Source organism: Sulfuricurvum sp. (assembly GCF_031427015.1).
GTDB lineage: Bacteria > Campylobacterota > Campylobacteria > Campylobacterales > Sulfurimonadaceae > Sulfuricurvum.
In genome coordinates this window covers 88,629-112,428 of record NZ_JASJOW010000003.1, presented here as the reverse complement: position 1 = coordinate 112,428, position 23,800 = coordinate 88,629, and the positions used below count along the sequence as shown (strand labels likewise).

Annotated in this window: 18 protein-coding genes; 11 read left to right on the top strand and 7 right to left on the bottom strand. The window is 46.6% G+C overall.

The genetic code is table 11. From position 1 onward, the window contains the following. Positions 1–9: 9 nt before the first annotated feature. The 4 genes from RMO68_RS05860 to rpsO all read right to left on the bottom strand — a co-directional run bounded on the left by RMO68_RS05860 (position 10) and on the right by rpsO (position 7,254). The gene (locus RMO68_RS05860) at positions 10–900 is read right to left on the bottom strand and encodes a transglutaminase family protein (RefSeq protein WP_310439786.1); all 891 of its coding nucleotides are present in this window, start codon (positions 898–900) and stop codon (positions 10–12) included. A 3-nt stretch (positions 901–903) separates the two neighbouring features. Next, positions 904–3,375: a circularly permuted type 2 ATP-grasp protein gene (locus RMO68_RS05855; protein ID WP_310440307.1), complete on the bottom strand. Its 2,472-nt coding sequence runs from the start codon at positions 3,373–3,375 to the stop codon at positions 904–906. A gap of 45 nt (positions 3,376–3,420) precedes the next feature. After that, entirely contained in the window at positions 3,421–6,789 is a 3,369-nt protein-coding gene (locus tag RMO68_RS05850) for a transglutaminase family protein (RefSeq protein ID WP_310439785.1), read from the bottom strand. A gap of 189 nt (positions 6,790–6,978) precedes the next feature. Continuing rightward, positions 6,979–7,254, bottom strand: coding sequence for a 30S ribosomal protein S15 (gene rpsO / locus RMO68_RS05845; RefSeq protein ID WP_013460616.1), 276 nt, complete (start codon positions 7,252–7,254; stop codon positions 6,979–6,981). A 163-nt stretch (positions 7,255–7,417) separates the two neighbouring features. Here rpsO and RMO68_RS05840 point away from each other — a divergent pair, with 163 nt between their 5' ends. From RMO68_RS05840 to RMO68_RS05820, 5 genes are read left to right on the top strand one after another with little or no spacing between them, the layout of a single operon-like run. Then, positions 7,418–7,822, top strand: a complete 405-nt coding sequence (locus tag RMO68_RS05840) for an Rrf2 family transcriptional regulator (RefSeq protein WP_310439784.1) — start codon at positions 7,418–7,420, stop codon at positions 7,820–7,822. A gap of 3 nt (positions 7,823–7,825) precedes the next feature. Continuing rightward, entirely contained in the window at positions 7,826–10,021 is a 2,196-nt protein-coding gene (gene flhA, locus RMO68_RS05835; RefSeq protein ID WP_409574822.1) for a flagellar biosynthesis protein FlhA, read from the top strand. A 7-nt stretch (positions 10,022–10,028) separates the two neighbouring features. After that, positions 10,029–11,105 (top strand): phosphoesterase, encoded by a 1,077-nt coding sequence (locus tag RMO68_RS05830; RefSeq protein ID WP_310439783.1) that lies wholly within the window; start codon positions 10,029–10,031, stop codon positions 11,103–11,105. An 11-nt stretch (positions 11,106–11,116) separates the two neighbouring features. Further along, entirely contained in the window at positions 11,117–12,949 is a 1,833-nt protein-coding gene (locus RMO68_RS05825) for an ABC-F family ATP-binding cassette domain-containing protein (protein ID WP_310439782.1), read from the top strand. After that, a complete protein-coding gene (locus RMO68_RS05820; RefSeq protein ID WP_310439781.1) occupies positions 12,927–13,643 on the top strand; it encodes a 16S rRNA pseudouridine(516) synthase in 717 nt (238 codons plus the stop codon). Before RMO68_RS05825 ends, RMO68_RS05820 begins: the two co-directional genes overlap by 23 nt. Here RMO68_RS05820 and RMO68_RS05815 read toward each other — a convergent pair. Next, on the bottom strand, positions 13,640–14,245 hold the full coding sequence (locus RMO68_RS05815; protein WP_310439780.1) for a pentapeptide repeat-containing protein: 606 nt from the start codon (positions 14,243–14,245) through the stop codon (positions 13,640–13,642). The genes RMO68_RS05820 and RMO68_RS05815 overlap by 4 nt on opposite strands. Positions 14,246–14,533: 288 nt before the next feature. On the opposite strand from RMO68_RS05815, the gene RMO68_RS05810 reads away from it, so the two are divergent. Next, positions 14,534–15,442 (top strand): hypothetical protein, encoded by a 909-nt coding sequence (locus RMO68_RS05810; protein ID WP_310439779.1) that lies wholly within the window; start codon positions 14,534–14,536, stop codon positions 15,440–15,442. 151 nt (positions 15,443–15,593) lie between these two features. Further along, complete coding sequence (locus tag RMO68_RS05805; protein ID WP_310439778.1) at positions 15,594–16,259, top strand: TIGR01621 family pseudouridine synthase; 666 nt, start codon at positions 15,594–15,596, stop codon at positions 16,257–16,259. Here RMO68_RS05805 and RMO68_RS05800 read toward each other — a convergent pair. Then, positions 16,256–16,864, bottom strand: a complete 609-nt coding sequence (locus RMO68_RS05800) for a TetR/AcrR family transcriptional regulator (protein WP_310439777.1) — start codon at positions 16,862–16,864, stop codon at positions 16,256–16,258. The genes RMO68_RS05805 and RMO68_RS05800 overlap by 4 nt on opposite strands. Positions 16,865–16,976: 112 nt before the next feature. Between RMO68_RS05800 and RMO68_RS05795 the strand changes: the two genes are divergently transcribed. Genes RMO68_RS05795 through RMO68_RS05780 form a run of 4 tightly spaced genes read left to right on the top strand, consistent with a single transcriptional unit; the run spans position 16,977 to position 22,478 of the window. Next, positions 16,977–18,212 (top strand): TolC family protein, encoded by a 1,236-nt coding sequence (locus RMO68_RS05795; protein WP_310439776.1) that lies wholly within the window; start codon positions 16,977–16,979, stop codon positions 18,210–18,212. Beyond that, complete coding sequence (locus RMO68_RS05790) at positions 18,209–18,946, top strand: efflux RND transporter periplasmic adaptor subunit (RefSeq protein ID WP_310439775.1); 738 nt, start codon at positions 18,209–18,211, stop codon at positions 18,944–18,946. Before RMO68_RS05795 ends, RMO68_RS05790 begins: the two co-directional genes overlap by 4 nt. Positions 18,947–18,954: 8 nt before the next feature. Further along, positions 18,955–21,984 (top strand): efflux RND transporter permease subunit, encoded by a 3,030-nt coding sequence (locus tag RMO68_RS05785; RefSeq protein ID WP_310439774.1) that lies wholly within the window; start codon positions 18,955–18,957, stop codon positions 21,982–21,984. A gap of 56 nt (positions 21,985–22,040) precedes the next feature. Further along, complete coding sequence (locus tag RMO68_RS05780) at positions 22,041–22,478, top strand: hypothetical protein (protein ID WP_310439773.1); 438 nt, start codon at positions 22,041–22,043, stop codon at positions 22,476–22,478. Here RMO68_RS05780 and RMO68_RS05775 read toward each other — a convergent pair. After that, positions 22,458–23,738 (bottom strand): coproporphyrinogen III oxidase family protein, encoded by a 1,281-nt coding sequence (locus RMO68_RS05775; RefSeq protein ID WP_310439772.1) that lies wholly within the window; start codon positions 23,736–23,738, stop codon positions 22,458–22,460. The genes RMO68_RS05780 and RMO68_RS05775 overlap by 21 nt on opposite strands. Positions 23,739–23,800 lie beyond the last annotated feature (62 nt).

Sequence of the window (23,800 nt, the reverse complement as noted above, 5' to 3'; positions counted from 1 at the left end):
GAAGAAATGCTATTCTCGGGAGACATCGACCATAACCCCTAAATGGCTTGAACCGCTTCCACTCACGACCCCTTGCATCGGTGAGATGTCACTATAATCCCTTCCGTATCCCAAAAGTATATGTTGATCACGCGGTACCATGTTATTGGTCGGGTCGAAATCAAACCATCCGAATCCCGGAAAAAAGACTCCGATCCACGCATGAGACGCATCGGAACCGAAAAGCTTTTCACCCCCGTCATGGGAAGTCGTTTCAATATAGCCGCTCATATAGCGGGCACTTAATCCGCTAGCGCGCAATGCCGTTAGAGCAAAATGGGCAAAATCTTGACACACCCCTTTTTTTTCACTAAAAACCGTTTCAACGGGGGTATTGAGATCGCTAAACCCACTCACAAAAGAAAAGTCATTAAATATCCGTTCGATAAACTCTCGAATTCCCTCATACAACGAGCGCTCCGGTTTAATCGATTGCAGCGCGTAATTCAAAATCTCCGCAGATGCAATCGGCAATAACGGACTTTTTAGAGAAAACTGCTTCGCGGCAATAATCTCAGGAGTTAGAAACATCATTCGCTCCAACGCTTGGGAATAGGTAAGAGTCAAAACTTTTACCCGATTCTCTTCAAGCTGCTCAAGGGCATTAAAATCGATCCTCACCCGTGATTGTGCTACAACATTCAAAACCGTATGGGGTTCACGTACCAGTAGATGGTGCAAATGGTTTCCGAAAAAATCATCATAGGACTCAATCTCCGCAGCTACCGGCTCAATGATTAGATCAAAATTAAGAACCTCTTGGAGGATTGTATCCCGTGGTTGGAGACGGATCAGATTATGGCTAAACCCTACCTCGTGCTGATAAAAAAAACGGGTGCTGTGGTAAATCGTATAGGTCATAGGCTACTCATCATAATGGGCAAAATAGGTTTTAGATATCTCACCGGAAGCCAGCAATAAACGCTCCGAGAGCGCTAAGAGGAGAGAATCCAGTTCACTACGGATATATTCATCTCCCGAAAGAGCACACAAGGTATCGAGCTTACTAAGGCGCATCATGGAAAACGCCTCAAAAATAGGCTCTTCGTATCGGCTAAGATAGGTTGCGTTTTTAAATTTCGGCAATTGGGGAAGAATGTTCATTAACCCCTCTATTTCACTGATCAGTGATTTTGGGAAATTGATATCAAGGAGTAAAAATTCAATAACGTTCCCCATCTCAAAAGAGGAACGATATCGGGCTCTGTACGCGTTTAGACTTTCACACGTGCTTAAGAGAGTCTCCAAAATTTCGTATTCACTCACCGTATCTTGTACGGGAGTCAACAATGCTCTGGCTTTTGAAATCAGAAGCTGTGAACGTTCAAAACGTGCCCCTATCTCATACAGCACCGATCCTTGATCGGCGAACAGAGACTCTTGAATCAACTCTTTGTACGCCATTAACTGCATCAAAAGCTTATCGAGATTATGAATCATGGATCGAGGAGAAGATTTTGCCTCATAACAAAACTGGCTCCACTCCCGATTCATCCGCTCAAAAATACGAGATGCTTCCAGCGGCAAAAGATTTTTCGCATAGGTATTGGTATTGGAAAGCATCGCAATGATTTGTGCCAAACTTCCTACACGCGCCATATTAAAACTTACCGATGCGATCTCATCGAACAAAGCCAAACGGGTCTCATCATCCAAAAAGCCCGGATACGTCATCGTTACATGCGTCAATGCATTCATCAGCATCTCTCCGGCTTGTCGATTGGATGACTGATCATAGCGTGAGGCGTTGGTCATATATTTCAATGTTGTTCGAATCATCCGCGCGGTAATAATAGAGCGCATCAGATAGCGCCCCAGCCAAAAAAGATTTTCCGCACGTAAACTCGGAATGTTTTCAAGAGAATTTTCAAAGTTTGCTTTCGGCTTGAAAAAAGGGATCGGCGGGATACTCTGCGACTCTCCCAATACCCATAAATCTTTACTGCTCCCCCCAAATTGGTTAGAGACCATTAACGAATCATTGTTCATTCCGACACGTACCAAAGCTCCCGGCATTAGGGTGTAGGTATCATTCTGAGCGATTGTATAAGCACGGATGACGGCACGACGCGCTTCGATAGAGTTTTGTACCATCGTCGGAGAGGTCGCGAACTCCACTTCCTCCTGTCCGACATAGCGGTGCGGCTGATCGAGAATATCATCTCTGAGTGCTTTGAGCTCTTTTTTGGATAAGTGTTTCCCCACATAAGTATGCTTTTCTCCGATACGATCAATCGTCTTAATAATCAAACGCTCAAGATTTTCCAACACGAATTCCTGCTCTTTTGCCTGACCGCACCACCACGTGGCAATTTGCGGCAAAATAAGTTCTTCATCCAAAAAGTAGCGAGCCAAATGGGGCATAAACGGATTTAACCCCAGATTTTCCAAAACACCGCTTCCCAGCGGATTGATCATCGCTACTCCGCCGGCTCTGATCGACTGTACCAGCCCAGCGACACCCAGCTGAGAATCGGGTCTTAGTTCTAATGGATCGCAATAGCTCTCATCCACACGACGTAAAACCGTATCGACACGGCGAAGTCCTTTAAGACTTTTGAGCCAGAGTGCTCCGTTTTTGGCAAGCAAATCCTGCCCCTGAACGAGGGTAAGCCCTAAAAAAGAGCTTAGATACGCATGTTCAAAATAGGTTTCATTGTGCGGTCCGGGAGAGAGAAGTACGTTAAGAGGCTCACCGTTTCTACCCCAATTTTCCCCTTGAAAAAGAGATTTAAACGTTTCGAAAAAGTCATAAAGGCGTTTAACCGAAATCCCTTCAAATAGACCCTGCATGGCACCGTTCATAGTCAAACGGTTCTCAATCGCATACCCTAATCCTGAGGGAGCTTGCGTACGATCATTAATAATCCAGATTTTCCCGTCCGGTCCTCGCGCCATATCGGCGGCATAAATGACCAGCGGGGTTTGCATACCGTGCATCTCACGCATAAATCCGCCGTGCGAATAAATGATCTCCATCGGGATAATCCCCTCTTGGATCGTTTTTTGTTCCCCGTAGATATCCTGCAGTAAAAGATTAAAAAGACGGCAACGCTGTTTTAGCCCCTCTTCGACAATATTCCATTGTTCCTCTTCAATAATCAAGGGGATAGGGTCGAGTTTCCACGGACGGTTCAGCCCTTCGGGGTCATTATAGACATTGTAGGTTACTCCGTTATCTTCAAGGCGCCAATCAATCTCTTTTTGCTTAGCATGCAACTGCTCTAGCCCCATCTTTTCAAGGTTATTTTTTAACGCTTCCCAATGAGGACGGACGTTTTTATCCGAATCGAACATCTCGTCATACGATGCGTTTTGAGAATAGCGTTCAAACATAGCGTCCAATCTATTTACCTTTGAAAGAGTATGGGGAATTTTACCCTATTGTGCATTAGGGCTCCATTTTCGACGTAAATCGAGGGTATGCGGATATTCCAATGACCCCGGAAGCTCTTGATAGGTGAATATTTTTTTCTGAGGGTGGTTCACAACGCTACGCGATGTCACCTCTTCTCCTGGGTCTTGAGAACGGATAAGCGGTTCATGCACCTCTTCCATCTCCCCTTGGGTATGTCCAAATCCCCAATAACGGCTGATGCGACGCGATTGCGCTTCGAGAGTATTGATGGGAATGGTATCGTATGCACGACCTCCCGGATGAGCGATAAAATAGGTAAACCCTCCCATTGAGCGTCGATTCCACGTATCGACAATGTCAAATACAAGCGGCGTATCGACCCCGATGGTCGGATGAAGTGCCGACCACGGCTGCCACGCACGATAACGCACCCCTGAGACGTATTCCCCCTCTACCCCCGTAGAGACGAGAGGAACCCGAACCCCGTTACAGGTGAGGACATAGCGCTCACTCACAAAATCACGCACCCGAACCTGCACCCGCTCCAGCGAAGAGTCGACGTAACGGGCGGTTCCTTGTGAACTCGATTCTTCACCCAATACGTTCCACGGCTCGATCCCGCCGCGCAATTCGCAGTGAATCCCCTCGATCGTACTCATCCCATAGAGTGGAAAACGGAACTCGAAAAACGGATCGAACCAATCGTTCTCAAATCCGTACCCCTCGGAGCGTAAAAACTCGACAATGTCCCGTATGTCCTCGCGAACATAATGTTCGATCAAAAATTTATCGTGAAGCTGTGTCCCCCACCGTACGAGTTTGTGTTTGTACGGTTTTTTCCAAAAGAGCGAGACGAGAGTACGGATAAGGAGCATCTGCATCAGCGACATCTGCGCGTGCGGCGGCATCTCGAATCCGCGTAGTTCTAAAATCCCCAGACGTCCCGTCGAGGAATCGGGAGAGTAGAGTTTGTCGATACAAAACTCACTGCGGTGAGTGTTTCCCGTCAAATCGGTGAGCATATGGCGGAAAAGACGGTCGGTAAGCCAAAACGGAACCTCTTCATTCTCAGGGATTTGATTAAACGCAATCTCAAGCTCATAGAGATTCTCCAACCGCCCCTCATCCACACGCGGTGCTTGAGAAGTAGGTCCGATAAACTGCCCTGAAAAGAGATACGATAAACTCGGATGGTGCTGCCAAAACGTAATAAGCGAGCGTAACAAATCAGGATTACGTAGAAGTGGGCTGTCACTCGGGGTGAGCCCTCCGATGGTGACGTGATTTCCCCCACCTGTCCCCATTTGCTTACCGTCTTGCATAAATTTGAGTGTCCCCAAGCGGGATTGATGCGCCTCTTCATAAAGAGTATCAATCACGCTAGTGAGTTCCTGCCAGCTCGATGTCGGATGAATGTTAACCTCGATCACTCCCGGATCGGGAGTAACCCGCATTCGCTCAAGGCGTAGATCATGCGGAGGCTCGTACCCCTCGATCATCACCGCCATCTTCATCGCTTCCGCCGTCTCCTCTATCGACGCGATCAGATCCAAAAAGGCTTCGGTATCGGTGATCGGGGGGAGGAAAATAAAGAGTTTTTGCTCACGTATCTCGATACTGATCGCCGTACGGACAAAGGTTTCATAATCGGCCGTTTTTTTCGTCTTTTTGATCACTTTTGAAGCCCGCTCTTTTACGGCGCTGTGATATTCACCCAACGAGGGGAATGCCCCAAACAAATCAGGTTCGAAACTCTGCTCCAACTCGACATGCGGTTTATGGGTCAACGAATCCAAAGGGAGACGTAGCCCTACCGGAGAGGTTCCCGGTGCGAGGAAAAGCTGTGCGCGTCTAAACTCCCATCGGCAGGTAATCCAGCGCGTGCTCCCCCAGTTCAGTGGCAGTACAAACCCCGCCGGTTTATCGATACCGCTGGAGAGACTATCCGCCAATGCTCGACGCTCCAGTGAGTCTTTCAACGTCACTTTCATCGGATCGACATCGACCGGAAGCAATGACTCTTGAAGCAGTGCTACAAGCGGGTCATTGTAGGCATCGTGGATATTTTTATCACTGATCCCCAGATTCAAGCAGAGTTTGGCTAAAAACTTCCGCGCATCCTCAGGGGTATAATCGAATGTTTGATCCAAACTCGCCAGTAGATCAGGGTTATTCCAGATCGGCTGTCCGTCTTTGCGCCAAATAATCGTAGACATCCAGCGTGGCAACGGTTCACTCGGATACCATTTTCCCTGTGCATGGTGGAGCAATCCCCCTTTTCCAAACGTTTTCAATAAACGTCGTGAAAGAACATTAGCCAACTCCCGTTTGTGTGGGCCGTCCGCTTCGGTATTCCATTCGGGTGATTCCATATCATCGATAGAGACGAACGTCGGTTCTCCCCCCATCGTAAGACGGACATCATTTTCCATCAACTCTTTGTCAACCTGATATCCCAGTTTATCGATTGCCTCCCACTGCTCAGTGCGATAGGGTTTCGTCACACGCGGTGATTCAAAAACACGCGTTACCGTATTGGAATACTCAAACTCCACCTCACATTTATCCATCCCCCCCTCAACCGGAGCGGCACTCTCAGGGTTAGGGGTACAGGCAAGAGGAATATGCCCTTCAGCGGCAAAAAGACCGCTCGTCGCATCCAAACCGATCCACCCCGCACCGGGGATATAGACCTCCGTCCATGCGTGCAGATCGGTAAAATCCTCACTCGGACCGCTCGGACCGTCGAGAGAAGCGACATCGGCGGAGAGCTGAACGAGGTAGCCTGAGACAAACCGTGCCGCGAGCCCAAGATGCCGAAGCACCTGAACAAAGAGCCACGCGAAATCGCGACACGATCCCAGTTTATTCCCCAATGTCACTTCACACGTCTGTACCCCCGGTTCGAGGCGGATCGTGTAGTTGAGATAGTTATGAATTGCCATGTTGAGTTCAACGAGAAAATCGTTGATATTACGCTCTTTGAGATCGAGGGTTTTCAGAAACTTTTTGAGTTTTTTCCCCTCTTCGGTAATCTCTAAATAAGGAGATAACTCTTTTTTGAGTTCCTTTTTATATTTAAACGGAAAGTTGGACGCATACTCTTCAACAAAAAAATCAAACGGGTTAATGCTCACTAACTCCGCTAGAACCTCGACGTCGATAGAGAGTTCCGTCGTCTTCTGTGGAAATACGATCCGTGCGAGATAATTCCCGAACGGATCTTGCTGCCAGTTGATAAAATGATCATCAGGTTTGATGTTGAGCGAATACGCTTCAATAGGGGTACGGCTGTGCGGCGCGGGACGGAGGCGAATAACATGAGGAGAAAGATTGATAGGTTTATCAAAAGCATAATGAGTTTTATGAGAGAGAACGACTTTAAGCGACATCGGATTCCTTTAGGGAGACATACCTGAGTGATGGGTAAAGGATAACACACTTTAGACGAAATGGTGTAGAACCGCTGCACATTAAATGGACAAACTCTGTAGATTGAAATTTTAAGGGGAAGTAATGGATGGATCTAAAAAAGTTTAGGTAAGAAGGGATAAAAATCCCCGAAAATCGGGGAAGAAGATTTAGATATTGTCGCGGATACCGAGATCAGCAACGAGTTTGTTGTAGCTTTCGCGGTTTGTACGTTTCAAATAACGCATCAAACGACGACGTTGACCAACCAATTTCAAAAGACCGAGACGTGATGAATGGTCTTTTTTAAATGTTTTCAAATGCTCAGTAAGAGCGGCAATACGAGTTGAAAGAAGTGCGATTTGCACTTCGCTTGAACCGGTATCACCTTCAGTTCTTTGGTATTGTTTGATAATTTGCGTTTTATTCGCCGTATCTAAAGCCATAATAGCCTCCTGATGGGTAGTTAATTTTACTTGAAAGACAATTTCGTTCAAGCAGGGTCGGAATTATAGCGGAAATTTTCCCATTTTGCGCTAAATTTATCCGCAAGTCACCTCTAATGATTTTTAGCTATAATAACTTTTCAATTACAGGAGGATATGCCACATGTTAATGACCCGTGCCAGCGAATATGCCCTATTATCGCTTATCGTTATGGCAAAAGCGGGTCGTGCACTCGATGTGGATACGCTCTCCCGTGAACTCGATATCTCCAAAAGTTTTTTAGCAAAAATTCTACAATCCCTCGCACGCCAAGGGATCCTTAACTCCTACAAAGGGGTTAACGGGGGGTTTGAGCTTGCCCGCCATAGCCGTGATATCACGGTACTGGAAGTAATGGAAGCGGCGGAGGGGAAAAGCCCTGCCGTATTCAGCTGTTCCCCCTCCCAAGAAGATTGCCCCTCCAACAAAGCGATGAGTTGCGGGTTGTGGCCGTTTCTAAACCGATTACAAGTGAAAGTGGACGGGTTTTTGGGGACACTGACCCTCGAAGCTATTTTAGAAGAGTAATTTTTGGCAAAAGCAAAGAATAGAACACCCGACATTAAAACGGTATTATCGGCCATTTTTGCCTCACGTGACCTTAGTGTCGTCTTTTTTGTTATGGCGATTTTGGCGATTATTATCGTCCCGCTCCCCAGCGGAATGCTCGACTTTCTCCTTGCCGTGGTTATCGCCCTCTCCGTTTTGATCTTGCTGATCTCACTCTATATTCCAAAACCGACCGATTTAACCACCTTTCCGACCCTTTTGCTCGTTATTACCCTCTTTCGACTGGCTCTCAATATCGCAACGACCCGTATGATTTTGAGTCACGGTCACGAAGGCCCTGAAGCGGTCAGTGATATCGTTACCAGTTTCGGAAACTTCGTCGTCGGCGGTAATATGGTCATCGGGGTCATTGTCTTTACCATCTTGGTTTTGATTAACTTTATGGTTATCACCAAAGGTTCAGGACGCGTCGCCGAAGTTGCAGCGCGCTTCACCCTCGATGCAATGCCCGGTAAACAGATGGCAATCGATGCCGATCTCAACAGCGGCCTCATCGACGAGAGCGAAGCCAAACGCCGCCGTGCCGAGATTTTACAAGATGCCAATTTCTACGGAGCCATGGACGGGTCGAGTAAGTTTATCAAAGGGGACGCCGTTGCGGGGATCATCATCACCCTTATCAACATCATCGGCGGCTTTTTAATCGGTATTTTCCAATTTGATTTGGATGTAGCTGCAAGTGCGCAAACCTATACCATCCTCACCATCGGGGATGGATTAGTATCACAAGTACCTGCGCTCATCATCTCGACCGCTACCGGTATCATGATCACGCGCGGTTCAAGCGACACGGGCGGAAACTTCGCCGAGGGCAGTATCAACCAGCTGATGGGAAATGCCCGCGTTATGATTATCGTCGGATTTATTATGATCCTTTTTGCTATGGTTCCGGGGTTACCGACACTGTCACTCGGATTTGTAGGGCTTATTTTTGCCGGATTAGGATACGCACTTTATAAATACGAAAAAGGGGATCTCGTCCTCACTTCCGCTCCGCTCATCAATAAACCCGGAGCACCTGCAGGAGCTTCAGGCGGTTCCGAAGAGGGAGGCGCTACCTCCAGCGCACCGCGTAAAAAATCAAATGAAGAGATCGCGAAAGAAGAAGAAGCGGCACTCGAAGATATTCTCAAAATTGAAATGCTCGAACTCACTCTCGGATATCAACTTATCCGTCTTGCCGACAGTGCGCAGGGGGGAGATTTGTTGGAGCGTATCCGCTCGATGCGGCGTAAAATCGCCTCCGATTTCGGCTTTTTAATGCCGCAGGTACGTATCCGTGATAATCTTCACCTCAAACCGACGCAGTATGAGATCCTTCTCAAAGGGGTCAATATCGGTGACGGACTTATCCAACCGGATCGCTATCTCGCGATGGACAGCGGAATGGCTATGGGGGAAATCGAAGGGGAAGCGACGAAAGAGCCGGCATTTGGACTCGATGCCCTTTGGATTGATCCTTCCCTCAAAGAGGATGCTATTATTAACGGCTATACGGTTGTTGATCCGGCAACCGTTATCTCAACCCATATGAGTGAACTCATCAAACGCCACGCGGAAGAGCTCCTCACACGGCAAGAGACCCAATCGCTCATCGAGAAAATCAAAAACGACTATCCGGTTGTGGTGGATGATCTTCTTAAAGTGGCCAATATCGGTCTTATCCAGCGTGTGTTCAAAGCCCTCTTGCACGAGCGTATCCCCCTTAAAGACATGATCACGATTTTAGAGACGATGGCGGATGTCGCGGAATACACCAAAAGCGTCGACATCATCACCGAACACGTCCGTGCCAAGCTTTCTCGTATTATCACCCAAACCTATACCAGTCCGGACGGTATTATCAGACTCTTAACTTTTGACACGATGAGTGAGCAGATGATGTTGGAAAAATCGCAAGAGCGTGACGGTACTCGCCAATTATTGCTCAATGTAGGTGAAATCAACGGTCTCATCCAAGCCACCAGTGCTAAAGCAACCGAACTTCTCCAAAAAGGGATCTCTCCGATTATCGTTATCGTTGATCCGAAACTTCGCCGCCCGTTGGCGGAGATTTATGAGCGATTCAGCCTCGACATCGTCACCCTCTCTCATGCCGAAATCGATTCAAATGCGAAGTTTGAAGTGCTCGGCTCCATTACATTAGATACAAAATAGGATATTCATGAGTACAACGTTTTACCACCTCTCCCACATTGATCTCGACGGTTACAGCTGTCAACTTGTCATGGCCCAAACCTCCCATACACTGTTCAGCTACAACGCCAACTACGGTGCCGAAGTCATGGATCGCCTCGAAGAGATTATCGATACCATCAAGAAAACAAAACAGCGCGCCACCATCCTTATCAGTGATCTCAATCTCTACCCCGACGAAGCGCGATGGCTCAATGCCGAAGTCAACCGTCTCAATGAAGGGGGATGGGAGATTACGATCACCCTCCTCGATCACCACGGAAGCGGTAAAGATACGGCGGCGCAATATCCGTGGTATTTTCTCGATACCGAACGATGTGCAACAAAAATTGTCTATGAATACGCGCTTCAACATTACGGACTTGAAAAAGGGGGATGGCTCGAAGCGTTTGTCAACGTCGTCAATGCCGTCGATTTATGGCACCAAAACGAAGAAGATGACTTTGAATACGGTAAAGTGTGTATGCGTCTTATCTCCGATGCAAAAGAGCTTAGCCGTGTGATGTTCAGTGATGAAGATCGAGTCTACAAACTGGCCATGCTAGAACAAGCCGCCATGATGCGCAATATTCCCAATGCCAATATCATCTTGGATGAAGCACTCCACAAAATGAAAAAAGAGTTTTTCAAAGACGGAGTCGACAACACGCTCGATAACCTCTCGACCAAATACATCGTGGCACTGTTGGGAACCAAACGCTCAACTATGACCATTTACTACAAAGGGTGGAGAGGATTTTTGAGCTACGGGTTAGGCAATACTTCAATCATCGGAAACGGATTTTTAACTTCATTCCCTGATTTTGATTTTATCGTCGATATCAGCACACGCGGAACTATGAGCCTACGCGGACATGACAAAGTCGATGTTGCGATGATGGCGGGCGAATGGGCGAACGGCGGAGGTCATCCGAATGCTGCGGGTGGACGAATCCAAGGGTTTAAAGAGCAATTTCGCTACGATAAAGTGAAACGTCAAATTGAAGATATGCTCTCCAATAAAGAGGCGATGCCCGGTAAACTCCCCCATAAAATAGAGGGATAATAACCGCTCACATGATTCAAATCAATAACCTCACCAAAAGCTACGGCACGCGGGTTCTTTTTGAGAACCTCTCCCTCAAACTCAATGCCGGAAATAAAGTCGGTTTTGTCGGACGTAACGGAAGCGGCAAATCAACCCTCTTTAAGATCATTCTTGATGAAGAGCCTTACGATTCGGGAGAGATCATCATCCCGAAAAACTATCGGATAGGTACGCTCCGTCAGCACCTCCACTTCACCCATAAGAGTGTCCGCGAAGAGTGTGCTTCCGTTCTCACAGGGGACATGGAGCACGAAGTCTATCGGGTAGAAAAGATTCTCTTTGGTCTGGGATTTACACAGGAAGATTTAGAAAAAGATCCCCTCAGTTTCTCAGGGGGATATCAGATCCGTCTTAACCTCGTCAAACTCCTCGTCACCGAACCGAATCTCCTCTTACTCGATGAGCCGACCAACTACCTCGACATCGTCTCTCTCCGCTGGCTCGCCTCTTTCATCAGAGCGTTCGAGGGGGAAGTGATCCTCATCACCCACGATCGTGATTTTATGGATTCAGTCACTACCCATACGATGGGATTACGCCGTCGAGGTGTCTCAATCATCAAAGGCAATAGCCATAAATATTATGAGATGATGGAGAGCGAAGATGAACTTTACGTCAAAACTAAAATAAATCACGACAAAAAGCGTGAAGAACTTATCGATTTCGTTGCCCGAAACAAAGCCCGTGCTTCCACCGCAACCCTCGCCCAATCGAAACAAAAAGAGCTGGATAAAATGGGGGTTATGGAGTCGCTTGAGGGGGAAAGGGATTTAAGTTTTTCCTTCTCCTACCGCCCTACCCCCTCCAAAATCACGATGGAAGTCAAAAACCTATCGTTTGGCTACCGTCCCGATGAACCGCTCTTTGAAAAGCTCTCCTTTGTTTTGGAAAAAAACAAATGCCTTGCTATTATCGGAAAAAACGGTAAAGGAAAATCAACTCTCCTCAACACTCTCGCAGGGTTACTGACGCCCGAGGGTGAAATACTGACCCACCCCGCAACCGCTATTGCCCATTTCGGTCAAACGAACATCGATCGTCTCGATAAAAACCGCACCATTAGCGAAGAGATACAAAGTGCCGATAATACGCTTCAAAATGTTCGTATTCGAGGCATTTGCGGAACGATGATGTTCAGCGGAGACGATGCCGATAAAAAAATATCTATCCTCTCAGGAGGAGAGCGTAGCCGCGTTATGTTGGGGAAAATTATCGCTACCCCTGCCAATCTTCTCTTCCTCGATGAACCGACCAACCACCTCGATATGCAATCCATTGACTCACTGTGTGATGCGCTCAAACGGTTCGAGGGTTCCGTCGTCATCGTCACCCACTCCGAAATGCTATTGCGTGAGTTAGCCGATCAACTCATCATTTTCCGAGAGGGGGGAGCGGAATTTTTTGATGGAAACTACGATGACTTTTTGGAAAAAATCGGATGGGATGAAGAGATATCCGACGCCCCAAAACCTCCAAAAGTGACCCAAAACAGTAATAAAAAAGAGCAAAAACAGCAGCGTGCCGAACTGATCCAAGAGCGCTCCCGCCTCCTTAACCCGCTCAAAAAAGAGATCGATTACTGCGAGAATACGATTATGAGCCTTGAAGATAAAGTGAAAACGGCGCATGATCAGCTCATCGTCTATTCCAACCAAGGGGAAAGCGGCAAACTGATGGAACTTTCCAAGAGTGTTGCAAGCGATGAGAAAATGATCGAAGAGTTATTTGAGCGGCTTGAAATCGCTACGAATGAATTTGAGCGAATCACCCAAGAGACCGATGAAAAACTCGAAAACCTCTAAAGTCCGCCTCGACAAGCTCCTCGGCTCATTGGGTTATTGCGTGCGCAAAGAGGTTACCGCTCTTTTACGCGATGGTGTCATTACTCATACCGACAATCTCCCCTTAAAAAGCGATACCAAAGTCTCTCATGATGAAATTCTTTATGAGGGTGAACCGCTTGACCCGCCTGCGGGAATGATAATTCTTATGAGCAAACCCTCAGGGCTTGTCTGTTCGCATGATGATGGCGAGGGGAGACTCGTTTATGATCTCCTCCCGTCGCGATGGAGACTGCGCGATCCGAAAATCTCCACTATCGGACGACTTGATAAAGAGACGAGCGGATTGCTCCTCCTCACCGACGACGGCGCACTCCTTCATCGTCTCACCTCCCCCAAACACAAAGTACCCAAAGTGTATGAGGCGACACTCGATCGACCGCTTAGAGGAGATGAAACAGAGATTTTTGCTTCAGGAACGTTGATGTTAAACGGCGAGAAGAACCCTTGTCTCCCTGCAAAACTCACCATCATCGATGAAACGAATGTGACACTGGAAATCGTCGAAGGACGGTATCATCAGGTACGGCGTATGTTCGCGGCGGTAGGAAATCATGTCATCGCATTACACCGCTCTACTTTTGGAAACCTCACTCTGAGGGATTTAAAAGAGGGGGAATACCGCCTCATCGACGCAGAATCCCTCTCCCGTTAATCGACTAACACAATTCCCATCGATTCAAGTAAAAACAGTGCCTCATAGCGATTAAAAATCGCCCCCTTGAGGTGGTTCGAGCGTACATCGATCATCGTATTGCTCGTGTCAGTAAAATTGGCACCTTCGAGGTGGGTATTGCCGAACAACGCCCCCTTGAAATCACTCCCGCTAAAATCGGATTTTTGAAAGGTTCCGTTGCGAAAATCGACCTCTTTGGCTCGACACTCCCTCATCACCAATCCCTCCAAGTTTAGACCGAAAAAGTTGCTGTCGTTGAGGATGCACTCACGAAAGCGGATCGGATCGGCATTGAGCAAACTCTTCCAATCCGCCATCGTCCAATCGATCCCGATCATCTTGCACGAGCTAAACTCGACATCGCTCATTTTACTACTGGTCAGTTTCATGAGGCTCAGATTACAGTTTTCGAAACGGCATTCGGTAAATTTGCAGGAGGAGAAAAAGGTTTCGCTGAAATCACATGAGACAAATGTACAGTCATCGAATTCAGCTTTTGTGATTTTTTTGCCGTGCAGATCAATACCCTCGAATTTTTCGGCGAATACGTCCATGGTGTCGGTGATACTTTCTACAGACATATTTAACCTTCGACACAATTACTAAATAAATTTTTAATTGCGAAAGCTTACTCTATTCGTTCTTAAAGCCATTAAAATTTCTTGCAATTTTCCTGCCGCAATCGGAAACTATGGTACGGCGTTACATCGCTCGTCATTTGGGAATTTGACACTGGTGGATTTAAAGGTAGGAGAGTATAAAATAATTTCTTTCATTTAAAAACTTAATTCATATATGGAGATATAGTGATAGACAATATTAAGGATTCAATTAAAGCTAAACTATATGATTTTGCCTACACTCCCTTTATGAGTTCATTTATCATTTCATGGATTATCCTGAATCACAAATATCTTCTCATTTATTTTGGTGATGAAAAACTCGCAGATAAGCTCAAACTACTTGATGAACATATTTTTAAGACAATGCCTTTAGTGGGATATGATTGGTGGACATATCAATTTTGGTATCCTCTTGCTGTTGCACTTTTTTATGTATTCATATATCCATGGTTTGCACTCAAATTTTATAATGCTACTCTTGGGTATAACAAAAAATCAATGGCAATTAAACAACGTATAGAAGATGAAACTCCCATCACTCAGGAAAGAGCACGCGAGCTTAAACGCGAACATTACAAATTGGCTGATGAACGAGATCAAGCACTTGATAGGCTCAAAGAACGTGAAAAAGAACATAATGTAATTTTACAAGATGCACTCAAACCTATGCAAAACGAGATTGAGGCTCATATAACTGCTCATAATGTATCTAGCAAGCTAATCGAAGCATTAAAAGCAGAAAATGAGTCGTTAAGTAAATCGTTGGAAACTTTGCCAGCTATCACAGCTGAACGAGATGAACTCAAAGAACGAACTAAGAATATAAAATATCGACTAGTTACTTCGGATCATCCTACAGAAACAGCAATTGCACAACCTTCCGATATCGAAATTCCAAAAGAAGTGCTTCAAACAGAAGATGATCGCACAAAAATTTTAAGATTTTTTTATGAAAGCAATTACAAAAAAACATTTGAAGACAATGTACTGGATAGCATTGTTCAAACGACAAAAGTTCGTCGTCCAAAAGCACAAATTCTTTTGAATGATATGATTGCAAATAAACTACTATCACGTTCAAACGATATGCATCGTTATATTTCGATTACAGAGCTTGGTAATGCAACCCTAATCAACATGTTTGATCATGAATAAGTAAATACTTATCATTGATTATCTATTTACTCGTCCCCACTCTCCTGAGTGGGAATGGACATCATCCTATAATCTAAGTGCTCCAACTCAAGAGAATAGGAGCAAGAACACCACCCTCGGACTATCAATTCCCTTTCGCTATAATCACACTATGATAATCGTATATGACCATCTCTCTTTCGTCATTGCTTCAAAACCCGCAGGTGTCAATTTCCACTCCGAAGAGGAAGCGGGATTCGTCGTCCAAATGAGCGAGCAACTAGGACTCCCCCTCTTCCCCGTCCACCGCCTCGATAAAATGACATCAGGGCTAGTAATCCTTGCCAAAAATTCCGAAACCGCCGCCGTGTTCGGCAAGATGTTTGAAAATCGCGAGATTGAGAAATACTACCTCGCGATCTCGATGCGTAAACCGAAGAAAAAAATGGGGTGGATAAAAGGGGATATGACAAGCGCAAGACGCGGTGATTATAAACTCCTCACCACAATGGAGAATCCCGCCATTACCCAGTTTATCAGCTGCGCTCTGCGCACTCATGAGCGGTTTTTTCTCATCAAACCGCATACGGGGAAAACCCATCAAATCCGTGTTGCACTCAAAAGCCTCGGCTCTCCTATCGCAGGAGATATGCGCTACGCGGCATCCGATGAAGCGCGTAAAGAGGAGCGGGGATACTTGCACGCCTATGCTCTGCGGTTTCGTCTTGATGATGAAGTCTTTAGTTTTATTTCACCGCCCGATGAGGGGGAGCGGTTTATAAGTTCCGAGTGCAGAGAACAACTCCACCTATGGAATCATCCGTGGGAACTGTTTTAACGAAGCCCTTTCAACAATACTCCGATACTGTATTCATAAATTGCTTCGAGATTGTCACGCATCATCAAATGTCCGTCGATCAACAAGGATGCGAGACCATGGATGGAGGCCCATATAGTTGCGGCTTGGATGATAGGATTTTCTTGCGCGATAATCCCCTCTTCCTGCGCTTCAAGCAAAAGTCCGATCAACGCATACAACCCCGTAGCTTGGCTTTCATCTTTATAATCACACATCTCTTCGCGCTCATGACGAAAATTCTCGCCAAACAATAAACGATAGAGATTCGGATGTTCAATAGCGAAATTAAGATACGTTTTCCCCATCACCTCAAATCGTTCCGCAACACTTCGGCTACGGTCTTGAAATATCGGGGTAATGAGGAGATCAAGCTCTCCGTATCCTTTTTCAATGACTCCGAGTATTAAAGCCTCTTTACTCACAAAATGTCGATATACGGCACTTCTCGATGTACCCAAACGTTGCGTGAGATCACGTAAGGTAATCGTATCGAGTCCTTCGGTATCGATAATTTCTAACGCTGTTTGCAACAACGCTTCTTTGAGGTTTCCATGATGATAAGGAGCGTTTTTTTTCTCTTTCATAGGTGACATTGTAGCACGCTAAACATCATTATGCATAATATGTTGACATTGTCCACATTAAATGTTAACATTGTCAACATAAAACCTCCACTGATTTAAAAAGGAAAATATTATGAGGAATACGGCTCTTTTTCTCCTCACTGCCCAGTCACTCCTATGCGCCGATCTTTCACTCTTACTCCCGAGTGCCAAAACCAATTTGCGGGTCGAATCGGCACGTTTGGAGATTCAAAAATCCGCAGCTCAACTCAATGAGGCTAAAACGGCCTATTTTCCGACGGTTAGCGCAACTGCCCTTTATAAGAAAAAAGATAAAACACCCGCCTTTGAACCCAATAAAATCCAAGGTGCCGAGATAGGGGCGCAAATCAGTGTATTTGACGGTTTTCGACGTGAAGCGCTTCTCGATGCCCTCCATGCGTCGATGAGTTCTGCCACCCACTCTCTGGCACAAGAAGAGCAAAACGTCCTCATGGAAACCATCACAGCGTATTACGACTATCTTGATACCCAAGACCGTCTACATGTAAATAAAGAGAAGAAAAATGAGCTTCTCTCCGAAGTGGAGCGGTACGAGATACTTGTTAAAAATGATCTTGCCACCACTGATATTCTAAAATCGCTTATTGCATCGAAACTGGAAGCCGATTATGATGAACAAAACCTCAAAACATTACTCGAAAAACATCGTAAACATCTTGAACTCCTGAGTGCAACACCAGTTCATGAGCCGCTCGTCTATCAAGAACTTGCGATGCCGACATTGCGTACGGTAGAGCGCCATGACCTGCAAAGTGATCGCTCAAAAATAGATGTTTTACGCAATAGCGAAGATCGCTATACCTACCTTCCCTCCATCACCCTCGAAGCGAAACACAAATACATGGAGTACAGCGGTTACGATACCATGGGAGGAACGAATCTCCAACCGCTAAACCAAAACGAAATAACCGCCTCCATGACTATGACCCTCTTTGATATGGGGAGAATCTCAAAAGAGAGGGAACAAGCCCGTATTGATACCCTAAAAGCCAAAAATCTACTGGATTATAAAACACAAAGCTTGGGTAACGATGCCGAAATAGCCCTCATGTCGATCCAAACCTCCCAAAATGCTTATGAAGCGGCTAAAGCTGAAGAGGAAGCGCGAAGTGAGGCATTCATCTTTATCAAAAAACGTTTCGAGGCGGGACTGCTCAATTCGACAACGTACCTCAGCGAACTCACCAACCTCACCCAATCGCGTGCAAAAGCCCGTAGTGCCCGCAATACCCTCCAAGTGGCAAAAGCGAGTGCCGCCTATGCCTACGGAATTGATCTTTTAACACTCATCGAGGATAAAAAATGAAAAAAATAGCCCTACTCTCTAGCCTCTGTACCTTATCGTTGTGGGCAGATGTATATGCCACCTTTGAATCCCAAGCCTACCGTGAAGCCTCTCTGGGGATGAATGCCTCAGGGATTGTGAAAAACGTCTCCGTCCAAAACGGCGATCATGTCAAAAAAGGCTCCCTCCTCCTCCAACTTGAGAGTACCGAAGAGCAGCTATCGCTTCAAATGGCAAAAGCCGATTTGGAGGCTATCTCCAAAGAGGTCGCCTTTTTGAGCGATCAGTATGCCCGCTATGAAAAAAGTGCGCAGGTGTTCGATAAAAATACCCTCGGCAAACTCAAAGCCGAATTGGATGCCAAACGTGCCCAACTAGAGCGGACTCGATTATCGGTCGCCTATGCTGAACAAAAACTCTCTAAAATGCGCCTTACTGCCCCGTTTGCGGGAAGTATCTCCGAAAAAAATATCGAGATGGGAGATATGGTCTCTTCGATGGGGGGAACACCGCTGTTTAAACTTATCAGTACTCAAACCAAGCTTCTCATCCAGTACGATTCCAAATTCGGCTCACAGGTGAAGGTAGGGGATCGTTTTTGTATCGCAATAGATGGTAAATCGACGGGCAAATGTTCGAAAATCATAAAAATTTATCCCGCTATCAATACCAAAAATCGTCAAATGACCGCCGAAGCCGACGGTTCGAGATTGCGTCCCGGCACGTTCGGCGATGGCATGATCATGGCTAAATAGGAGTTATTATGCATAAAATAGCCATTACCCGCCCTATCACCACCATCATGTTCGCCCTCGCGTTGATCTTTTTCGGGCTGGTCGAACGAGGCGGTATGCCCTCTGCACTCTACCCCAACGTCGATTTCCCCATCGTTATCGTCACCACCACCTACAAAGGAGCCAATGCCGACATCGTCGAGAGCAAGGTGAGTGACAAGATCGAAGAGGCGGTGAGCGGGATTTCGGGACTCGATACCCTAAGCTCGGACAGTTCCAAAGGGATCAGTGTTGTCGTCGCCCAGTTCAAACTCTCCAAAAATCTCGACGAAGCGGTCAATGACGTCCGTGATAAAGTCTCCAGTATTCAGCTCCCCAACGAAGTAGATAAACCCTCGGTCGACAAATATTCCCTTAACTCTTCTCCCGTTATCACCCTCTTTTTAGCCGGTAGCGATACACAAAAAGTGATGAAACACGCCGACGAGATACTCAAACCGCGCCTTCAGCGCATCGAAGGGGTCGGCGGTGTAACCGTCACCGGTTTACGTAAAAAACAGATACTAATCACCCCTGATCCCTCCCTTCTCACCAAATATTCCCTCACGATGAACGATCTAACCAACCTCATCCGTGCCCAAAATATCCGTATGGATGGAGGAAAGACGGTTAATCCTGCTCACGAGTTCCAAATTCTCATTGATAATGACAGTAAAACGGTAGAGGCATTAAGCGCACTTCGGATACGTGAGGGACTCAGTTTAGGGGATGTGGCAACCGTGAGCGATACGTTAGCCGAAGAGCGCAGTTTCGCTTCACTCGATGGGAAATCAGGTGTATTGCTGATGGTCAAAAAAATGACGGGAGCCAATGATATCGCTATTGCCGATGCCGTGCGTGCCGGACTCCCTGCCCTCACCGCGTTAGAGCCGACGATGACCCTCACTCCGTTGCAAGATACGACAGGATACATCCGCGACACCCTTGATGGAGTTCAGTTTGACCTCATTTTAGGTTCTCTCCTCGCCTCACTCGTCATCTTTTTGTTCTTACGCAACTTCACCCTCACGCTCATCGCCGCGCTCTCACTCCCCGTATCGATTTTCGGGGTATTCGCCATTATGGGATGGAGCGGTCAAACCTTCAATCTCCTCACCCTCACCGCCCTCACCCTCGCTATCGGGATCATCATCGACGATGCCATCGTCGTGATAGAAAATATCTTTAAACGGCTCGAAGCGGGATCGGATCGGATCAATGCCGCCATCGAAGGGGTAAACGAGATCATCTTCTCCATCGTCGCTATCTCGGCAATGCTTTTGGCGGTTTTTGTCCCTATCGCTAAAATGAGCGGGATTGTGGGGCGTTTCTTTACCAGTTTTGGGGTCACAATCATCGCCGCTATCGGTGTCTCATTCGTCATTGCTATAACACTTATCCCGATGATAGCTTCCCAAATTGCTAAAGGGGAGCACAGCCGCTTTTATCACAAAACAGAGTATCTCTTTGTACGGATGGAGGAGATGTACCGCTTTCTCATCCTGAGCGTTTTGAAATACAAAAAGACTACTCTCTTAAGCGCACTCGCTGTTTTCATCGTCTCCATCATCCTCTCAGGGACACTGGGAATGGTATTTATGCCTAAAGAGGACAAAAGCCAGTTCGACATCACCCTAAAAGCTCCTGTCGGAACCAGTATCGGGGGTATGAAACAACTCTCTCTTGATGCGCAACGCCGTATCGGTGAAATATCCGAAGTAGAATACTGCACCCTCTACGTCGGACGGGGAAATGATCAAAAAGCGAACGAATCAGCACTCTATGTCCGGCTCAAACCACTTGAACTGCGTGAGCGGAGCCAAAGTGACGTGATGAAAGAGACCCGTGCAATCCTTGAGAGCCTCAAAGGGTTCAGTATGAGCAGTGTCACCGAAGTCAACGACATCGGAGGCTACGAGATCAACACCCCCTATCAAGTAATTCTAAAAGCCCAGAACATGGACGATGCGGAAGCCTCGGCAGTGAAGCTAATGAAACTTCTCAACAGCATAGAGGGGACGACCGACGTGCAAAGTAACATTCAGCCTAAAGCACCGCAACTGAGCATCACCGTTCTCACTCAAAACGCTACCCGTCTGGGAGTTAACGTCGATGAGATCGCCCGTACCGTTGCCAGTGCTTATTCAGGCGATGGAACCATCACCTTTATCCGTGAACGGGGGAAAGAGTACGATGTCGTTATGCGTCTGAGTGATCCCAAGCGCGAAAATATCGACGCCCTCAATAGCCTAAATGTCCGTACCTCTTCGGGGATAACTGTACCGATCTCGGCAGTAGTATCCATCAGTGAAAGTTACGCACCGACCACAATTAAGCGGTTCGACCGCCTCAAAAAAGTGATCGTCGGAGCCGACATCACTAAGGCCTTGCCTCTTGATAAACTTGTCACAATTGTCAATGAACGTCAAGGTGAATGGTTGGGTAAAGGGGTGACATTCGAACTCGACGGCGATGCCAAACACATGCAGGAGAGTAATGAAGCATTCGGGATCGCGATCGGTGCGGCACTGGTGATGATTTATCTCATCCTCGCCGCATTGTACGAATCGCCTCTGCAACCGCTCATCATCATGAGTGCCTTGCCACTGAGCTTTACGGGAGCGTTTATCGGTCTGTGGGCGGCAGGGATGAATATGTCGCTCTTTAGTATGATGGGGCTGATGCTCCTGCTGGGACTCGTCGGGAAAAACTCCACCCTCGTCGTCGATGCCGCCAACCGCCTCCAAGATGCGGGGAAACCGCTCGATGAAGCGATCGTCGAAGCGGGAATCTCCCGTCTTCGCCCGATTTTGATGACGACGACGGCGATGGTGTTCGGGATGCTCCCCCTCGCCCTCTCGGTCGGAGAGGGTTCGGGAGTCAAAGGACCGATGGGGGTTGCCGTCATCTGCGGATTACTTCTCTCGACGCTGACCAGTCTCCTTGTCGTTCCGGCACTCTATAAAGTCCTCGCACCGCTGGATACGAAGCTTCGTAAACTTTATACAATTAAAAAATAGTCTCTTTTGGACTGTTTTTTGCTAGTACTCCTATAATATAATTATAAGGAGTACAAATGCAAGTACAAACGAACAGCTCTTATCTGTTTTCAAACTCTTTTGGTACATCCTCCTATTCCCCTCCACCCTCTTATAAAGAGATATTGCAATCTGGGGAAGTCGATCAGATTAAAAACGATTACAGTCTGATTTCCCAAGAGCTGAATCCTTCGGAGCGGAAGCTCTATAACACTTTACTGTATGAGGAAAATTACCAAGCGGCTAAAGGAATTGTAACCGTCGGATTTATGCGTGCGGCAGGTGTTTATCACGACAGTGAGGGAGATCCTCTTTCGGGTGAATCTCTCTCTACGGATTTAACAAAATTGTATCCGCCCGAATCTAAGGAAGAACAAAATACCCTTAAAACTCTGCAAGAGTATCTTACCCGTCACCCTTCTTCCCTCGAAATGAGCAAAGAAATCCGAGGCAATTTACTCGATCTCAAAGTCTAGATTTTTATCCGGAATATATCCGTCTTCTTTTTTAAGATTTCGGCGCATCGTTTCACGAACATAATCCATCCCGTTATAAAATTCTCGCATCATCACCGAAAAAAGATACGATCCTTTAGCCGTTATCTTCCTCTTTTGAACGTCGCCGAAAAGTTTTAAAAAGAAATTTTCTATCCCTAAATGTTCAGAGGAGGGAGAAAGACCGAATAGCTCCACCATCATCCGATATTGAGCGATTGCACGTGAAGGGAATGTTATCGCATGCGTAATCGGCAAACGATTTTTTTCTAATATCTGCGCATACTCAGGTAATGAAAAGGTGTTAGCATAGAGGGTATCACCGATAAAACTAAACGCACCGCTCCCTATCCCGACGTATTCGCTCCGCTCAATCACGTACTCATCGATAATCCCCTCATGTTCCAGCGACCATGCCCAAGATGAGCGTTGAGTATAAACGGCACGCATTCTCTCTATTATGATACGGTAGAGTTTCGCCTCATGCTCATCGCTCAGCCTTCCCCACCGTTTGTTCAGAGATTCCCGTATCCCCGGTGCGTACATTAGCGGATAAAAGGTCACTTGCGGTGGGCGGAGGGTGAGGATCGTATCGATCTCACGGTGCAGTGCCTCTTCGCTCTGATGCGGATAATTGTAAATCATATCAATATTGACAATAGGGAAACGGGGAATGGCTCTTTCTACCTTCGCATATTGCTCATCCGCTGAACCGAACTTCTTATACCGTCCGATCTGTTTGAAAGTTGCATCATCAAAACTCTGTATTCCGATGGAGAGACGATCAATCTTACCTATTAAATTTGCATCTTCAAGATCAGATAAATGTTGAGGATCGCTCTCGCACGATACCTCACGGATACTAAAGAGCGATTTAGCCAGATCAATCGTTTCTCCGAGTTCTCGCGGTAAAATCGTCGTTGTTCCCCCTCCGAAATAGATCGAATCAAATCGATATCCCAGTGCATGAACCATCCGCATCTCGTGATGCAATAATTTAAAATAGTGCTTGGCACTCGGCTCGTCAAATCGAAACTTATGAAATGAACAATACGGGCACAATGTTAGACAAAAAGGGATATGAATATACAGCAGTCGTGACGTTTCATCGGTGGCGACAGGTAACGATTTTTCGGTGGGTATGAGATGAAGATACTTTTTGACTGCCCATTGCATCGTTTTAGACGCAATCTGCTCGGCAAATCCCCAGCGGATATTCGAGATATTACGGTAATCTATCATAAACACGCTACCCCTCTAATAGAAAGCATTATAGCATGAGCGTGTCTCTAAATCCTCAACAA

Bases quoted from the DNA above. Each gene is read 5' to 3' on its own strand.
- RMO68_RS05860 (WP_310439786.1), bottom strand. From the start codon at position 900: ATGACCTATACGATTTACCACAGCACCCGTTTTTTTTATCAGCACGAG.
- RMO68_RS05855 (WP_310440307.1), bottom strand. From the start codon at position 3,375: ATGTTTGAACGCTATTCTCAAAACGCATCGTATGACGAGATGTTCGAT.
- RMO68_RS05850 (WP_310439785.1), bottom strand. From the start codon at position 6,789: ATGTCGCTTAAAGTCGTTCTCTCTCATAAAACTCATTATGCTTTTGAT.
- rpsO (WP_013460616.1), bottom strand. From the start codon at position 7,254: ATGGCTTTAGATACGGCGAATAAAACGCAAATTATCAAACAATACCAA.
- RMO68_RS05840 (WP_310439784.1), top strand. From the start codon at position 7,418: ATGTTAATGACCCGTGCCAGCGAATATGCCCTATTATCGCTTATCGTT.
- RMO68_RS05830 (WP_310439783.1), top strand. From the start codon at position 10,029: ATGAGTACAACGTTTTACCACCTCTCCCACATTGATCTCGACGGTTAC.
- RMO68_RS05825 (WP_310439782.1), top strand. From the start codon at position 11,117: ATGATTCAAATCAATAACCTCACCAAAAGCTACGGCACGCGGGTTCTT.
- RMO68_RS05820 (WP_310439781.1), top strand. From the start codon at position 12,927: ATGAAAAACTCGAAAACCTCTAAAGTCCGCCTCGACAAGCTCCTCGGC.
- RMO68_RS05815 (WP_310439780.1), bottom strand. From the start codon at position 14,245: ATGTCTGTAGAAAGTATCACCGACACCATGGACGTATTCGCCGAAAAA.
- RMO68_RS05810 (WP_310439779.1), top strand. From the start codon at position 14,534: ATGAGTTCATTTATCATTTCATGGATTATCCTGAATCACAAATATCTT.
- RMO68_RS05805 (WP_310439778.1), top strand. From the start codon at position 15,594: ATGATAATCGTATATGACCATCTCTCTTTCGTCATTGCTTCAAAACCC.
- RMO68_RS05800 (WP_310439777.1), bottom strand. From the start codon at position 16,864: ATGAAAGAGAAAAAAAACGCTCCTTATCATCATGGAAACCTCAAAGAA.
- RMO68_RS05795 (WP_310439776.1), top strand. From the start codon at position 16,977: ATGAGGAATACGGCTCTTTTTCTCCTCACTGCCCAGTCACTCCTATGC.
- RMO68_RS05790 (WP_310439775.1), top strand. From the start codon at position 18,209: ATGAAAAAAATAGCCCTACTCTCTAGCCTCTGTACCTTATCGTTGTGG.
- RMO68_RS05785 (WP_310439774.1), top strand. From the start codon at position 18,955: ATGCATAAAATAGCCATTACCCGCCCTATCACCACCATCATGTTCGCC.
- RMO68_RS05780 (WP_310439773.1), top strand. From the start codon at position 22,041: ATGCAAGTACAAACGAACAGCTCTTATCTGTTTTCAAACTCTTTTGGT.
- RMO68_RS05775 (WP_310439772.1), bottom strand. From the start codon at position 23,738: ATGATAGATTACCGTAATATCTCGAATATCCGCTGGGGATTTGCCGAG.